Annotated in this window: 13 protein-coding genes and 1 tRNA gene; 9 read left to right on the forward strand and 5 right to left on the reverse strand. The window is 70.3% G+C overall.

Annotated features, from left to right (window positions below):
• The first annotated feature begins 36 nt into the window (after positions 1-36).
• Positions 37-807: a hypothetical protein gene (locus ACZ7OH_RS21040; protein ID WP_470282302.1), complete on the forward strand. Its 771-nt coding sequence runs from the start codon at positions 37-39 to the stop codon at positions 805-807.
• On the opposite strand, the gene ACZ7OH_RS21045 is transcribed toward ACZ7OH_RS21040, so the two are convergent.
• Positions 779-1732 (reverse strand): sigma-70 family RNA polymerase sigma factor, encoded by a 954-nt coding sequence (locus ACZ7OH_RS21045; protein WP_470282303.1) that lies wholly within the window; start codon positions 1730-1732, stop codon positions 779-781. The two genes, ACZ7OH_RS21040 and ACZ7OH_RS21045, sit on opposite strands and share 29 nt — an antisense overlap.
• A 32-nt stretch (positions 1733-1764) precedes the next feature.
• On the opposite strand from ACZ7OH_RS21045, the gene dnaG reads away from it, so the two are divergent.
• From dnaG to ACZ7OH_RS21060, 3 genes are read left to right on the forward strand one after another with little or no spacing between them, the layout of a single operon-like run.
• The gene (dnaG, locus tag ACZ7OH_RS21050; protein WP_470282304.1) at positions 1765-3678 is read left to right on the forward strand and encodes a DNA primase; all 1914 of its coding nucleotides are present in this window, start codon (positions 1765-1767) and stop codon (positions 3676-3678) included.
• A gap of 1 nt (position 3679) precedes the next feature.
• Positions 3680-4201: a hypothetical protein gene (locus ACZ7OH_RS21055; RefSeq protein WP_470282305.1), complete on the forward strand. Its 522-nt coding sequence runs from the start codon at positions 3680-3682 to the stop codon at positions 4199-4201.
• A 49-nt stretch (positions 4202-4250) separates the two neighbouring features.
• Positions 4251-5012, forward strand: a complete 762-nt coding sequence (locus ACZ7OH_RS21060) for a trans-aconitate 2-methyltransferase (protein ID WP_470282306.1) — start codon at positions 4251-4253, stop codon at positions 5010-5012.
• On the opposite strand, the gene ACZ7OH_RS21065 is transcribed toward ACZ7OH_RS21060, so the two are convergent.
• Entirely contained in the window at positions 5002-5214 is a 213-nt protein-coding gene (locus ACZ7OH_RS21065) for a hypothetical protein (protein WP_400905934.1), read from the reverse strand. The genes ACZ7OH_RS21060 and ACZ7OH_RS21065 overlap by 11 nt on opposite strands.
• Before the next feature lie 125 nt (positions 5215-5339).
• On the opposite strand from ACZ7OH_RS21065, the gene ACZ7OH_RS21070 reads away from it, so the two are divergent.
• The 5 genes from ACZ7OH_RS21070 to ACZ7OH_RS21090 all read left to right on the forward strand — a co-directional run bounded on the left by ACZ7OH_RS21070 (position 5340) and on the right by ACZ7OH_RS21090 (position 8294).
• A tRNA-Asn gene (locus ACZ7OH_RS21070) sits at positions 5340-5412 on the forward strand.
• A gap of 265 nt (positions 5413-5677) precedes the next feature.
• Positions 5678-6250, forward strand: a complete 573-nt coding sequence (locus tag ACZ7OH_RS21075) for a VanZ family protein (protein ID WP_470282307.1) — start codon at positions 5678-5680, stop codon at positions 6248-6250.
• 30 nt (positions 6251-6280) lie between these two features.
• Positions 6281-6580: a hypothetical protein gene (locus ACZ7OH_RS21080; protein WP_470282308.1), complete on the forward strand. Its 300-nt coding sequence runs from the start codon at positions 6281-6283 to the stop codon at positions 6578-6580.
• Positions 6581-7199: 619 nt separating this feature from the next.
• Positions 7200-7766, forward strand: a complete 567-nt coding sequence (locus ACZ7OH_RS21085) for an RHS repeat-associated core domain-containing protein (protein WP_470282596.1) — start codon at positions 7200-7202, stop codon at positions 7764-7766.
• A 48-nt stretch (positions 7767-7814) separates the two neighbouring features.
• Entirely contained in the window at positions 7815-8294 is a 480-nt protein-coding gene (locus ACZ7OH_RS21090) for an Imm26 family immunity protein (protein ID WP_470282309.1), read from the forward strand.
• 583 nt (positions 8295-8877) lie between these two features.
• Here the strand turns inward: ACZ7OH_RS21090 and ACZ7OH_RS21095 are convergent.
• The 3 genes from ACZ7OH_RS21095 to ACZ7OH_RS21105 are packed head-to-tail and all read right to left on the reverse strand — an operon-like array spanning position 8878 to position 14562.
• Positions 8878-9633: a hypothetical protein gene (locus ACZ7OH_RS21095; RefSeq protein WP_470282310.1), complete on the reverse strand. Its 756-nt coding sequence runs from the start codon at positions 9631-9633 to the stop codon at positions 8878-8880.
• 25 nt (positions 9634-9658) lie between these two features.
• Complete coding sequence (locus ACZ7OH_RS21100) at positions 9659-14227, reverse strand: RHS repeat-associated core domain-containing protein (RefSeq protein WP_470282311.1); 4569 nt, start codon at positions 14225-14227, stop codon at positions 9659-9661.
• Positions 14224-14562: a type VII secretion target gene (locus ACZ7OH_RS21105; protein WP_470282312.1), complete on the reverse strand. Its 339-nt coding sequence runs from the start codon at positions 14560-14562 to the stop codon at positions 14224-14226. The genes ACZ7OH_RS21100 and ACZ7OH_RS21105 overlap by 4 nt, the downstream gene beginning before the upstream one ends.
• Between the last annotated feature and the right edge of the window lie 9 nt (positions 14563-14571).

The raw sequence follows: 14571 nt of genomic DNA on the forward strand, positions 1-14571 counted from the left end.
CGCGCCGCCGGGGTCCGCCGCGGGACCGTTCTGCGCATGCACCTCGTGGCCAGTGAACGGATCAAGCTCTTCAGCATCGCCACGCCCTGGGTGTGCGGCGTCTTCGCGCTCGTCGCGCTGGCCTTCCCGGCCGCGCTCACGGCGCTCACCGCCACCGAGTCCCGGCTGCCGCCCACCGTCGCGAGCACCCAGTTCGGCTACCAGCTCGCGCTGGTCGCCGTGCTGGTGCTGGGCGCGCTCGCGGTGACGAGCGAGTACCACTCCGGCACGATCCACGGCACCTTCCAGGCCGTGCCGAGCCGGACGCCGGTGCTGCTGGCCAAGGCGGCGCTCGTCGCCGGGTACGCGTTCGGGCTCGGCGAAGCGGCCGCGTTCGCGGCCTGGCTGGTCGCGCGGGTGCTCGCCCCGGACGCCGACCTGGCCCTGGACAGCGTCGCGGACTGGCGGATCGTCGCCGGCACCGGTCCGGTGTTCGCGCTGGCCGCCGTCTGCGGGATCGGCGTCGCCCTGCTCGTGCGCCACACCGCCGGTGCGGTCGCCGTGCTCGTCGCCTACCCGATGATGGCGGAGAACGTCGTCCAGCTGGTCCCGCGCGCCGGGCAGGCAATCCACCGGTGGCTGCCGCTGAACGCCGTCACGAAGTTCCTGAGCGGTTCCGGCGAGGCGAACGCGGGCCGGGACGGCGGCAACGCCACGGTGCTGTCCGACTCACCGCTGCCGGCGGGCTGGGCCTTGGCCTACTTCGGCGCCTTCGCCGCGCTTCTGCTGGCGGCCGGGATCACGCGGGCGCGTCGCCAGGACGCGTGATCCGGGCCAGCTTCTCCGGGTTGACCACGTCGTAGATCGCCACGATCTTCCCGTCGCGGACGGTCATCGCCTGCACGTGCTCGTCGAGGGCGAAGAAGCCGTCCTGGCCCGGCTGCGGAGCGAGGTACACCCCGAGATCGCCGTTGACGAGCACGGGCCGGCCGCCGGTGAGCACCCCGGGTGGGTACTTGCTCGTGAGGCCCACGAAGAACCGGGCGATCTTGTCCGCGCCGACGATGAGCTGGCGCGTGGTCCGGCCCTTGCCGTTGGAGTCGCCGACGAGCACGACGTCCGGGGCCAGCAGCTCGGTCATCGCCCGGATGTCCCCGGCCTGCAGGGCGACGACGAACTTCTCGAGGATCTTCGCCTGGTCCTCCAGCGGCACGCGCGGGGCCGGGTCGGCGTCGGCGAGGGCCTTGCGGCCGCGGGACGCGTGCTGGCGCGCGGCGTCGACCGAGATGCCGAGCGCGTCGGCGATCTCCGCGAACGGCACCGAGAAGGCGTCGTGCAGCACGAAGGAGACGCGCTGCTCCGGGGTCAGCCTGTCCAGCACGACGAGCGCGGCCATCCGCAGCCCGTCGTCGCGCACGGCGACGTCGAGAGGGTCCTCGCTCACCGGCCGGCCGAACGGCGTGACGACCGGCTCGGGCAGCCAGTTGCCGACGTACTTCTCGCGCTGGGCGGCGGCCGACTTGAGCCGGTCGAGGCAGATCCGCCCGACGACGGTGGTGAGCCAGCCCCGCAGGTCCCGGATCGCCGCGCGGCCGGTGTCGTCGAGCCCGGCCAGCCGCAGCCAGGACTCCTGGACGGCGTCCTCGGCGTCGGCGCGCGTGCCGGTCAGCCGGTAGGCGACCCCGATCAGGTGACCGCGGTGCTCGGCGAACCGCGTGGCCAGCGTGTCCTGGGCGGTGGGCGTGGAGACCATGCCCCGAGTGTGCCGCAAACGGCGCGACTAGAGTGGTGTCCGTGGCAGGACGGATTCGGGAGAGCGACATCGCGGAGGTGCGCGAGCGGAACCGGATCGACGAGGTCGTCGGGGAGTACGTGGCGCTGCGCCGCGCCGGTGGGGGCAGCCTGAAGGGCCTCTGCCCGTTCCACAACGAGAAGACCCCGTCGTTCAACGTCCGCCCGACGCACGGCACCTTCCACTGCTTCGGCTGTGGCGAGGGCGGCGACGTGATCAAGTTCGTCCAGAAGATCGACCTGATCACGTTCGTGGAGGCCGTCGAGCGGCTGGCCGACCGGGTCGGCATCCGGCTCACCTACGAGGGCGGCGGCGCGACGATCCAGCGCGACCGCGGCAGCCGCAGCCGGCTGATCGAGGCGCACCGCGCCGCGCAGGAGTTCTACGCCGAGCAGCTGCTGACCGACGAGGCGCGCATGGCGCGGGACTTCCTGTCCGAGCGCGGGTTCGACGCCGCCGCGGCGAAGACGTTCGGCTGCGGGTACGCGCCCGGCGGTTGGGACAAGCTGACGAAGTTCCTGCTCAACCGCGGCTTCGAGGTCAAGGAGCTGCTGACCGCGGGGCTGTCCAAGGAGGGCCAGCGCGGCCCGATGGACCGCTTCCACCGGCGCCTGGTCTGGCCGATCCGCGACGTCGGCAACGAGGTCGTCGGCTTCGGCGCACGGCGGCTGTTCGACGACGACCGGATCTCGGCGAAGTACCTCAACACCGCCGAGTCGCCGATCTACAAGAAGTCCCAGGTCATGTTCGGCCTGGACCTGGCCAAGCGCGAGATCGCGAAGCGGCACCAGGTCGTCGTGGTCGAGGGCTACACCGACGTGATGGCGATGCACGCGGCGGGCGTGCCGACGGCGGTCGCGTCGTCGGGCACGGCGTTCGGCGAAGACCACATGAAGGTGCTTCGCCGGCTGATGATGGACGACGACGCCTTCCGCGGCGAAGTGATCTTCACCTTCGACGGCGACGAAGCCGGCCAGAAGGCCGCGTTGAAAGCCTTCGAGGGCGACCAGACGTTCGCCGGCCAGACGTACATCGCGGTCGCGCCGGACGGCATGGACCCGTGCGAGCTGCGCCTGGCCAAGGGCGACAGCGCGGTGAAGGACCTGGTCGCGCGGCGCACCCCCCTGTTCGAGTTCGTCATCCGCAGCACGCTCAAGAACTACGACCTCGACTCGGTCGACGGCCAGGTCGCGGCGCTGCAGAAGACCGTGCCGATGGTGGCGTCGATCAAGGACCGCGCGGCCCGCGACGGCTACGCGTCGAAGCTCGCCTGGTGGGTGGGCTGGCAGGACGTCGCCCAGGTGGTCAACCGGGTCCGCGGCAGCGCGGGCGCGACCGACAAGCGCGGGGGCGCGCCGCTGCGCCAGCCCGCGCGTGCCCAGGCCGCCCCGGCCGCGCCGACGCAGGACGTGGCCCGTCCGGCGCCGAAGGACCCGCGGTTCGCCGTCCAGCGCGAGGCGCTGAAGGCGGCGCTGCAGCAGCCGGCGATCGCCGGGCCGGAGTACGACGCGCTGCCGCTGGAGGCGTTCACGCACCCGGTGTACGTGGCCGTCCACGAGGCGGTCTTGAAGGCGGGCGGCGCGGGATCGGGCCTGACCGGCCCGGCGCTGCTGGACGCTGCGGCCCCGCACTGTCCGGAAGGGACGGTCCGGCGCGTGCTGTCCGAGCTGGCGGTGGAACCGTTGCAGGCCAAGGACGAAGTCGACTCGCGGTACATCTCCTCGATCCTCGCGCGGCTCCAGGAGGGGCTCGTCGGCCGGCAGATCGCGGAGATCAAGGGCAAGCTGCAGCGGCTGTCGCCGGTCGAAGCGCCGGACGACTACCGCGCGCTGTTCGGCGACCTCGTCGCGCTGGAGCAGTACAAGAAGTCGCTGGGCGAGCAGGCGGCCGCCAGCACGTGGAGCTGAGATGAGCTGGTTGCGCCGGTTGCTGGGCGACCGCACCCCGCCGGGCTTCGCGGGGTCCTTGGAGCCGGGTGAGGACGTCGTCGACAGCGCCCCGGTCGAGGGCGGCGGCCACCTGGTGGTGACGCAGCTCGGGCTGTGGGTGCCGTCCGGCGACGGGGCGCGCCGCGTCGGCTGGCACCTCGTCGGCAAGGCGGCCTGGGCGGACGGCGTCTTCACGCTGACGGAGTCGTCCGAGGTCGGGACGGCGGGTTCGGCGGTCGTGCTGGCCGACCTCCCGCCGGTGCGCTTCCGGCTGCCGGCGCCGGGCAAGCTGCCGCGCGAGGCCTACCAGCGCGTCGAGGGCTCGATCCGCTCGCGGCACCGGCAGGAGATCGGGTCCGGGGGAGCGTGGTTCGTGCAGCGCAAGGTGCCCGGCCGCGACGGCAGCGTCCTGCAGGTCCGGCCCGACCCGGGCACCGACGTCGAGCTGGTGACGGCCATCGCCGAGCAGGTCGCCGCGAAGCTGGTCAAGCCCGCCGAGTAGCAGTACGCTCGTACTCAGTACAGGCGTACTGTTTGCTTGGGAGGCTGCCGTGTGGGATCCGGACAAGTACCTCGACTACGCCGACCTGCGGGCCCGGCCGTTCTACGACCTCATCTCGCGCATCGGCGCTTCCGCTCCGCGACGAGTCGTGGACCTGGGCTGCGGTCCGGGCAACCTGACCGTCTCGCTGCGAGAGCGGTGGCCTTCGGCGGTGCTGGAGTGCAGCGATAGTTCACCCGAAATGGTGACGGCCGCGCGTGCTCGCGGACTCGACGCGTCACTGCTCGACGTCCGCGACTGGAAGCCGGCACCGGACACCGACGTCGTCGTGTCGAACGCCGTCCTGCAGTGGGTGCCGGACCACGCTGCGTTACTCCGCCGGTGGGTGTCCGCGCTGCCGTCGGGTGCGTATCTGGCGGTGCAGGTGCCGGGCAACTTCAACGCGCCGTCACACGCGCTGACGCGTCAGCTCGCGGCGTCCCCGGCGTGGTCGTCCCGGCTGGCCGAGGTCGTCCTGCGCGAGGACGACGCGGTGTCGAGCCCGCTGGAGTACGCGAACCTCCTGGCCGACGCGGGCTGCGGCGTCGACGCCTGGGAGACGACGTACGTGCAGCCGCTGCGCGGGCCGTCGCCGGTGCTGGAGTGGATCGCGGGCACGGCGCTGCGGCCCATCCGGGCAGCCCTGCCGGACGCGGAGTGGGAGCGGTTCCGCGCCGAACTGGCCCCACTGCTGGCCACGGCGTACCCGACCCGCCCCGACGGCACGACGTGGTTCGAGTTCCGCAGGGTGTTCTTCGTGGCTACCGTTTGACCTTCTCGCTGATCTTGGCCCGCGCGACCCCGGCGGCACCTTGGACCATGGGGTGGTCGACGACCCGGCGGTAGGTGCGCACGAGCTGCTCGTACCGCCCCCGGCCTGCCTTGGCGCCCAGCACGTACCCCAGGCCTGCCCCCAGCAGGAACTTCTTCATCCGCGTCCACGCCTTCCATCCGTAGGTCGTCCGACTGTCCATTGTCCAGGAAAACGGCGTCGAGGGGGTGGTTGCGCCAAGTGGGGGGTGGGTGCGGAGGGTGTGCGGGCATGGGCTAAAGTTCTTCTCGTCGGACGGAGACGGACGACACCGGAAGTGAGCAACATTCCCCTGTAGCTCAACTGGCAGAGCATTCGGCTGTTAACCGGAGGGTTCTTGGTTCGAGTCCAAGCGGGGGAGCAAAGCCCAGGTCGATGACCTGGGCTTTTTTGCTACCCATAGGGACGGTCGTGCTGTTACGGCTAGGTGACCGTGCGTCGCGTTGGCATGCTGGTTGCGTTCGGCGCGACCCGCTGAACTGCTCCGGCTTGGCGGCCGAGGCGCCGGACGAGGTCGTTCTGGGTGCTGGCGTGGACTTCGCCGACGGTGGCGATGATCTTGCCCGTGGGAGGACTGGAGGAGGCTGACGAAGAGCTGGTCGAACTGCAGCGCGTACCGTGCGGGAATGCCTGAGCGATCACTGCCCGAGATGGTCGAGGATCGGTCGACCTGGCGGCTCATGACGACGCGCGCGAAGCTCGAGTCCGTCGTCATCTGTGCCGCGTTCGCCCTCTACGCCGTGTTCGCCCTCAAGCTTCTGCTCTTCTCGCGTCCGCCCGGTTCGGAACGATCGTTCAACCTCATCCCGTTCGCGAGCATCTCGCACTACCTGTTCAGCGGTTCATCCGGCGTCAGGAGATTCGCGTTCGGCAACATCGCCGGGAACGTCCTGCTCTTCATCCCGCTCGGCTCGGGCTTGTCTGTACTGACGAGGTGGACCGTGGCGCGGACGATGCTCGTCGTCGTCTCGGCGAGCGTGGTGGTGGAGATCCTCCAGGGCGTGTTCGCCATGGGGGCGTCGGACATCGACGACGTGATCCTGAACTGCGTCGGAGGTTTCCTCGGCATCCAGTTTTTCCTCCTGCTCAGGGTGATCGTGCGAGACCGCGACCGGGTGCGCACGGTCGTCGCGGTGCTGTCGGTCGTCGCGCTTCCGGTCTTGTCCTACTTGCTGTTCGTCATCAGACTGCGCATGTGAGTCCAGGCACCCCGGCTGGAGGTGGTCTCGGTGTCGGTGCAACCCGAGGAAGAACGAGCGTCGGGGGCAGGGTGCTGGTGTTGCGGCGGCGGATATCCGGAGGCGGAGCTGGTCCGGCTCGGGCAGCACCCGGAGGTCGGGGTGTGCCTGCGGTGCGCGCGCTGGCTGCAGCGCCGTGCGGTCCAGCGCCATGACGAGCAGCACCCTTCGCCGGCCGGCCGGTTGCGCGGCGGGATCCAAGGTGTCCGCGCCGCGGTGATTCGCAAGGGCTGGCACCGGCGCGGCGTGCTGGGAACCGCGTTGCGCTGGATCGACCGGCATGTCCCGTAGCGGGGCGCGGGCCGAGGCCGCCCTCCAGTCCTGCCCGTCCTGGGAGAACGCACCATCGATCCCATCCGCCGCGATGCCGTCCGGTGCTGCGTTGCTGGGCAGCGCTGGAGCGGTATCCGTACGAGCGCAGCGACCAGCCCCACCGTGGAATCGTCTTCCACGAAAGTGCGAAACGCTGAATTGAACGCTCGACCCCGGCCTGCGGACAACTATTCCGATTTTACAGCAATCGCTTTCACGTCCGCGAGCCAGACCAGCGTGGGTGCCCGGCCCGTGGGAGCCGGACGGACCCGGGAGCTGCCCTGTGGCGGAGCGCCCCAATCTGCCACGCAGAGCGACAATGCGTAAGCGAGGCGTTTCGGGCAAAGGTCGAAAACGTGCACTCGAGGCCAGAAATCGTGGAGTTGGTGAATTGCGGACGTCACGCGGACGGGTGATGTCCAAATCTTTTCCCGGGTTAAATTCCTCTCGCCCGACCCCGGCTCCGCGGCGGCTGCGGATTGTCACGGCTTCGTGAGAGCTGTGTTCAAGGGGAGGGCCTGGCGGTCTCCCGATCGAGCAGGTCGGCCCGGCCGCGACCTCGTGGTTCGTCCACGACCAGATCGGCTCCACGATCGCACTGCTCAACGCGGTCGGCGCCGTCGTCGGCCAGTACGCCTACACCCCATACGGCAGCACGACTTTCACCGGCACCGTCACCACGCCGCTGCAGTACACCGGGCAGTGCACCGACGCCGAATCCGGCCTCGTCTACCTGCGTGCCCGCTACTACGACCCAGCGACAGCACTGTTCCTCACCCTCGACCCCCTCGTCGACCAGACCCGCGCGCCCTACGCCTACGCCGGCGAAGCCGTCGTCATCGGAGCAATCGACGTCGGCGAGGAAATCGCCACCGACGGCGCCGCGACTCCGTTCCTCGCCGAGGAAGACTCCGCCCTCGCCGCGAGCTTCTCGGCCGCACGCAGCGCGCTCACCAACTTTCTCAAGCCGACCATTCTCTTCAACACCTACGACGACCTCACCGGTGACGACAACAGCTACTCGAACCAGGAGGCTGCCGTCGCCGGTGGCGTCTACAGCCTCACCGACCCCGGCGACGGCGACAAGGTCGTGTACGTCGGCCGCACGAACAACTTCGACAAGCGCAGGTCGGCACACGCAAATGACCCGGCGAAGAGACCTTAACATCGGCTAGTACATCGAAGCGGCCTGCAAGTACATCATGGAGCTGTAGTGACCGGAGAGAAGCCGAAGCCGCGGTATGGCGAAGGCACCTGGTTCGCCGTACCCCTCAACTCCGGCGGCTACGCGGCCGGTGTACTCGCCCGGCGGGGCAAGAAGCACCGTTCCGTGCTTTTCGGCTACTTCTTCGGTCCTCGCTACAGCAGTCCGCCGTCGCCCGACGACATGCGCGCCCTCAAGTCCGGTGATGCGGTCTGGGTCGGGCAGTTCGGGCACCTCGGTCTGCGTGATGGGGAATGGCCCATCATCGGCAAAGACCCGAACTGGGACCCGGCTGCCTGGCCCTTGCCACACTTCCGGCACCGGGATCGGACTCTGGGGCACTACCTGCGAGTCGAGTACGACCAGAGCGACGTGTCGTTGACGCTCCGGAAGTCCAAGGCCGCCGAGGAAGAGGTCGTCGACCTGCCTGAGGACGGCCTCTCCGGAGACGTGGCCGTGGTGAACGTCCTGTCGAAGTTGATCGCCTAAGAAAGGCATCGAGCGCCATCGGTAGGCAGCGCTCGCCGTCCGCGGCCAGCGAGGATCGCAACCCCGCCGACCTGCCCACCGACGGTGAGCTCGGTGCCGCAGCGCCGGCCGTCCACGGTCACCTCAGTGGACCGGCCGATCGCGACGCACCATCGCGGCATGAGCGGGGCCAGGGGCATGGTCCTGGGCACACCGACCGTCAGGTGGATCGCCGCCGTCGGCGGCCCAATTGCACCGAAAACAAGACAACCAGGCAGAACGAGACGATCAGGAAAGTTACCCGAGCATTCCCAGCCAGAGGATCAGCGCCAGCGCTCCGAACCGACGGGATCCGGTGGTCCGCAGGGCGTTCGGTGTTTTCCGATTCTCGTCCATCAGGTCCGCTTTCTGGCCTTGCTCCAGGCGTACTGCGCGCTGCTGTGGTTGAGTGCCATCACGGCGCCGACTACCGCTCCTCCGAGGAACAGTATGACGACCAGCAGTTTATAGGTCGGCCGACGCCGACCGAGGGAACGGGCGATTGCAAACATCCCAGCTTCTTCGCGTCCGCGGTCGAACGACGATGCCGGGCCACCGCCTGACGTTAGCCGGGGAAGTCCGCGTACTCGATGTTCGGTCCGTACAGTGCGACCTTGATCGCTTCCAGCAGTTCCTCGAGGCTGACCTGGCTGGCGACCCCGTCCGGCCCGGTGAGGGTCCAGGTGTCGGTCCAGGTGATCGTGTACACCTCGTGCCGGTAGTTCTCGAACTCCACGAACAGGTCTTCCCGCCCCTCGCCGCGGGTCACCGTGCTGATCATCGACTTGAGCCCGGCGAACCCGCGTTTCGCCTGGACGGAACCCGTGGCGCCGCGGTAGCGGTACTTCAGGTACGGGGACGGCGGGCGGTCCCAGCGGGTGCCGCGGATGCCGCTGCCGCGGCTGTAGCGGTACTCGGCGTCTTGGAGGTTCTCGTCGCCGGCCACTTCGCAGCGGTAGGCCGGGATGACCGCCCGGACGGCGTCGTTCATCTCGGGGTCGTCCGGGTACAAGCGGTGCAAGGCCGGGGCGGCCGCGGCGACCGCGTCGAAACCGGATCCCGGGTGGGAGAAGCCTTCGGTCAGCGTCAGCGGGGCGTCGGTGGTCAGTTCGGTGCCGTGCGAGCGGGCGAAGGACATCAGCGCGATGGCCAAGCCTTCGTCGTACGAATCCAGGGCGTAGGCCTGGAACGCGCGCTTGCCGTCGTCGTACAAGGCAGCGCAGGAATCGAAGCCGGGGGCGGTCGCCCAGTGCCAGGCGTCGGGCAGGTCGCCGAGAGGGGCGACGCCCGGCATCGCCGCGTAGGTTTCGCGTGGGTCCACTGTTCGCCTTCCGATCCGGCTCTGGTCAGTGCAAGGTACACGGGTGCCGCGGTCCCGGCTCCGTCTCCGCGTAACGGTCGGTGAGCTGCGCGCCTTCGGACGAGTTCTGTGATCTGCCCATGGCTTCCATGTCGTCGGTGTTGTTGTACCAGGCCTTGCGTTCCTCATCGGTCATGTTGTGGCCCTCGTCGCGCCAGTGCTCGACGACCGGCGGAACGTGTTCGTAGGTCAGGTTCCGGTTGCCGTTCGCGTCGTAGTACGGGATCGGGCGGCCCTGCGCGTCTACCCAGTTCAGCTGGTCGTGGGGGATGCGGGCACCGCTCGCGTCGCGCGGGACGTCGCCCAGTGCCCGGCCCTCCGTGGTCCACTTCGCCGCCATCGCGTCGTGGGTGGATTGCCAGTAGCCGCCGGGGTATTCGGTGCCGCGGTTGTGGATGTGGTCGGCGGGCGGCAGGGCGGGGTCCCGGGCCCACTGCTGGCTCGCCGGGTCCCGGTAGCCGGCCAGGCCCAGCGGGTCGGCCACGGCCAGCGGGTTCGGGACGTACGTGTAGTGGTTCGCGGACGGGGCCAGGCCGATCGGGTCCGGCGACAGGTACCGCGCGGTGTGCGGGTCGTAGTAGCGGTGGACGTTGTAGTGCAGTCCGGTTTCGTCGTCGTGGTACTGACCCGGGAAGCGGAGCGGGCAGCCCGTTCCGTCCGAAGTGGACATGACGATGGTGTTGCCCCAGAGGCCACTGGTCCGGTACCAGGCGACCCGGCCGGCCGCGTCGACCAGTTCGGTCGGTGCGCCGATCAGGTCGGCGACGATCGCGTGGAAGCGGGTGTCGATGACCGCGGCGGGAGCGTCCGCCAGCCAGGAGCGGGTGGTTTGCGCAATCGGCTCGGCCGAGCCGCCGCGGTAGTCCCAGGACGTGACCGTGGTCCGGCCGTCGACGGTGCGGGCGGCTTCGGCCAGGACGGCGCCGTCCCAGGAGAACGTGGTTTCCTCGGCGATGCCGCCGTCGGGGGCGAGGCGCTGCTTGGCGATCCGGCGGCCGAGCGGGTCGTAGCGGTACCGCCAGCGGGTGCCGTCCGGGGTGGTGACGCCGATCAGCTGGTCGCGGTCGTTCCACGCGTACTCGCGGATCCGGCGCCGCCCGGACAGGCTGCGGCGGACTTCCCGGACGACCCGGCCGGAAGTGTCGTAGGAGTAGGTAGTCCGGCCCGCGCTGCGCAGCAGCATTCCTTCCACCGCACGGGGGCCGGCCACGTCCGAGTCGTCCTCAGTGGACGGACCAGGCTGGGCGGAGACCAGGTTTCCCAGCGCGTCGTAGGCGTACTGTTCGGTCCAGCCCGCGGCTTGCACGCCGGTGACCCGGCCGCCCGGAGTGAGTGCGAAGACGCGCGCGCCGTGCACCCGGTCGTCGATCGCGAGCACCTGACCGTCGGCGCGGTACCGGAAACCGCGTTCCTGGAGCACGCGATCCGGTTCGCCGGCGGAAGAGAGCGTCTGACCGGCGAGGCGGCCCAGTTCGTCGTGCCGTTGGGCCAGGATCGCGTTTTCGCCGAGGCGGCGGAGCACCTCCCGGCCTTCGCGGTACTCGAACGAGACCGTCCCGGCGGTCCCGGTCAGCGCGGTTTCCCGGCGCTGCCGGTCGTAGTGCCACCGCGCTTCGACGCCGGACGGGGTGATCCGGCGGACGCGGCGGCCGGTCAGGTCGTACTCGCTGCGCAGCACCCGGCCGTCGACGGATTCGGCGACCGGACGGCCGAGCAGGTCGCGTTCGTAGGTCACTTCGACCGCGTCGTCGGCGACCCGGCGCAGCCGGCCGCCTTCGTCGTAGTCGTAGGCGATGGTCGTTTCGCCGGAGGTCTGCCGGGACACCCGGCCGCGGACGTCGCGGGTCAGTTCGGTCACCGCGCCGCCCGCTTCGGCGCGCGAGATCATCGCGCCCATCGCGTCGACCCGGTATTCGAGCGCCCGGCCGGTGAAATCCCGTTCGCCGACCAGGTTTCCGGCCGCGTCGTAGCGGTAGGACCAGGTTTGCCCGGCCGGGTTGCGGACGCCGGTGAGCTGCAGTTCGGTGTCGTGGGTGAAGGTGTGCCGGACGCCGTCCTGGCCGGTGCGCGCGGTGAGCAGACCGAACGGGCCGCGTTCGAACACGGTGGTCGCGCCGGAGGCCGAGCGGGCCCGGACCAAGCTGCCTTCGAGGTCGTAGAACCGTTCCTCGCGGTCGCCGTTGGCGGCGGCGTGCCAGGCCAGCGCGCCTTCGCGGGTCCAGCCGTACCGGGTGGTGCGGCCGCGCGGGTCGGTCGCTTCGACCGCCCGGCCGAAGCCGTCGAGCCGGAACGTCGTGGTTTCGCCGTCCGGCGAGGTGATCGACAGCGGGCGCCCGGCGCCGTCGCTGGTGTAGGTCCAGCGGGCGCCGTCCGGTTCGACGGCGGCGGCCAGGTGGCCTCGCTCGTCCAGTTCGCTGGTCGCGACCGCGCCCAGCGGGTCCACAGTGGACACGATGCGGCCGGCGTCGTCGTAGGTGTGCCGCCAGACCGCGCCGTTCGGCTGGGTCACGGTGACGGGCAGCCGCCAGCGCGGGTCGTACTCGATGGTGAGCGCGGTGCCGTCGGGGTAGTCGATCCGCGTCGGGTCGCCGTTCTCGTCGCGTTCGTAGCGGGTGACCGCGCCGTTCTTGTCCGTGAACGACAGCAGCCGGTGGAACCGGTCGAACTCGGGGCGTTCCACGCCGCCGTTGGGGTCGACCACCGCGGTGATGTGGTTGTGCTCGTCGTAGTGGTATTCGGTGCGCCCGCCGAGGCTGTCGGTGACGACGGTGACCCGGCCGGCCAGGTCGTAGTCGAAGGTCGCGTCGAGGTAGCCGTCGACGCCGGTGCCGCGGACGACGCGGCCGTCCGGGCCGTAGGCGTACTCGTAGCGGTAACCGGTGCGGTCGGTCCAGGCGACGATCCGGTCCGCGTCGTCGTAGTCGTACTGGTACGGCGCGCCGGTCGAGTTCACGATGCCGGAGAGCCGGCCGCGCCGGTCGTAGCGGAACGACACGATCGGCACGTCTTCGCCGTTCTCACCGCCGCCGAGCAGGCGGTACCCGGCAATGCGGAGGCCGTCCGCGCCGTCGACGGTGTCGACGGCGACCCGGTAGCCGCCGGAATGCGTGACCGCGAGCGGGCGGCCGGCTTCGTCGCGCAGGTAGTCGACGCCGTGCCCGCTGCGGTCCGACAGCGAGCTGATCTGCCATTCGTCCGGCGCCGTGGGGTGCGCGGTGAACCGGCGCGTCCAGCCTGATTCCTCGTCGACGATCAGGTAGGTTTCCGCGGCCGCGTCCCAGCTCAACGGCCAGCGGGCGCCGAAGCTCGGCAGCACCGGCGAGCCGTCGCTGGCCGGGTGGATGTAGCTGAGCACTTCCGCGTCCACGCCGTAGTACCGGACGAAGTCGTCGGTCAGCACCAGCCGCTGGTCCACTGTGGACGCCCAGCCGGGGCCGAAGGAACGGCCGTCGGCGTAGCCGGAGGCGTACGCGCGGTTCAGCACCAGCGGCAGCAGCCCGGGCAGCTCGACGTCGGTGCCCGCGGTGATCATCTGGCCGGACACCGCGTCGACCGGGTCGCCGCCCTTGCCGTCGCAGCCGCCGGTGCCCTCGGACTTCTGGCCGCCGGCCGCCTCCGGATCGTGGCTGCCGGGCGCGGCCGGGTCGGTGCCGTGGCTGCCGGGCGGCGTGCCGTCGGGGACGCTGCCGTCCGGTTCCGGCGCGGACGACGGCGACGTGCCGTCGTGCGGGGCGCCGGGTTCGTGCGGCGCGGAGTGGCCGGGCTCGGCCGACGAGACGTGCGTGCCGCCTTCGCCGGGACGCCCGTGCAGCTCGGACATGACCTTCTTGACCGCGGCGAAGATCTCTTCGAGCTTCGACATCAGCGGCCGCAGCTTCTCGACCGAGTTGATGAGCTTCTTGACCAGCGCGCCGATCTTCTCGATCCACGCCGACACCTGCTCGACCACCTGCGCCACGACGACCGGCGTGCCGAGGCCGAGCGAGCAGACCTCCTCCAGCGCGTCCTGGATGAAGTCGCCGACCGCCTGGGTGATCATGTCGCGGACCATGGCGCGCACCGCGGCGGTGATCACCCCGACGACCTCCACCACGGTGCTGATCCCGTTCGCGCAGGTCGCGGCCGCGTTGAGGTGGTCGATCTTGTCTTTGACGTTCGCGCGGTAAGCGTCCGCGGCCCGGCCGGCCCAGTTCGCGGTGTCCTTCCGCACGCTGTCGCCGAGGTCTTTGGCCGCCTTTTCCACGGCCTTCGCGATATTGCCCCAGGTCTGCGCGTAGGCGGTGATCTGGTCGGCGTCGCCGGCCAGCTGGTTCAGCGCGTCCTGCAACGGCTGGACGTGCTCGATCAGCCAGTTGAGACCGTAGGAGATGAGCGTGCCGACCGGGTTCATCGCGATGGTCAGCAGGTCCATCGCGGTGCCGAGCGCCGCGATGCCGCCCTCGATCCACGAACCGGACTTGATGCCGTCGTAGGCGCCGATCGCGTCGTCGAGGACGTTGACGCCGGTGTGCCAGGTCGTCGAGTCCGGTTTGGCGGCGACCAGCGGATTGCTCACGAAAGGTCCTTGCCGAGGCCGGTGATCCGCTGCGAGTGCGCCTGTTCGGCGTCCTGGTAGGTCTTCGCCGCCTGCCGGACCGACTGCGCCAGCGTGCCCATGGCCTCCTGCGCGGCGCCGAGGGTGATCATGCCGGGCGCACTGACCCCGAGCACCATCGGCACGAAGAGCGGGCCGCAGATGAGGCCGTACGCCTGCACACCCATCGTGACCTGCTCGGCCGCGGCGAGCGCCTGCCCGAGCGTCTGCCCGACCTGCTCGACCGCTTTCGCGTGGGTGAGCAGTTCGTCCGGGCGGACTTGGTAGCCGCCGCCGTTCGCCGCACCGTCCGGCATGGTCGCCTC

Source organism: Amycolatopsis sp. NPDC114478, from assembly GCF_055633805.1.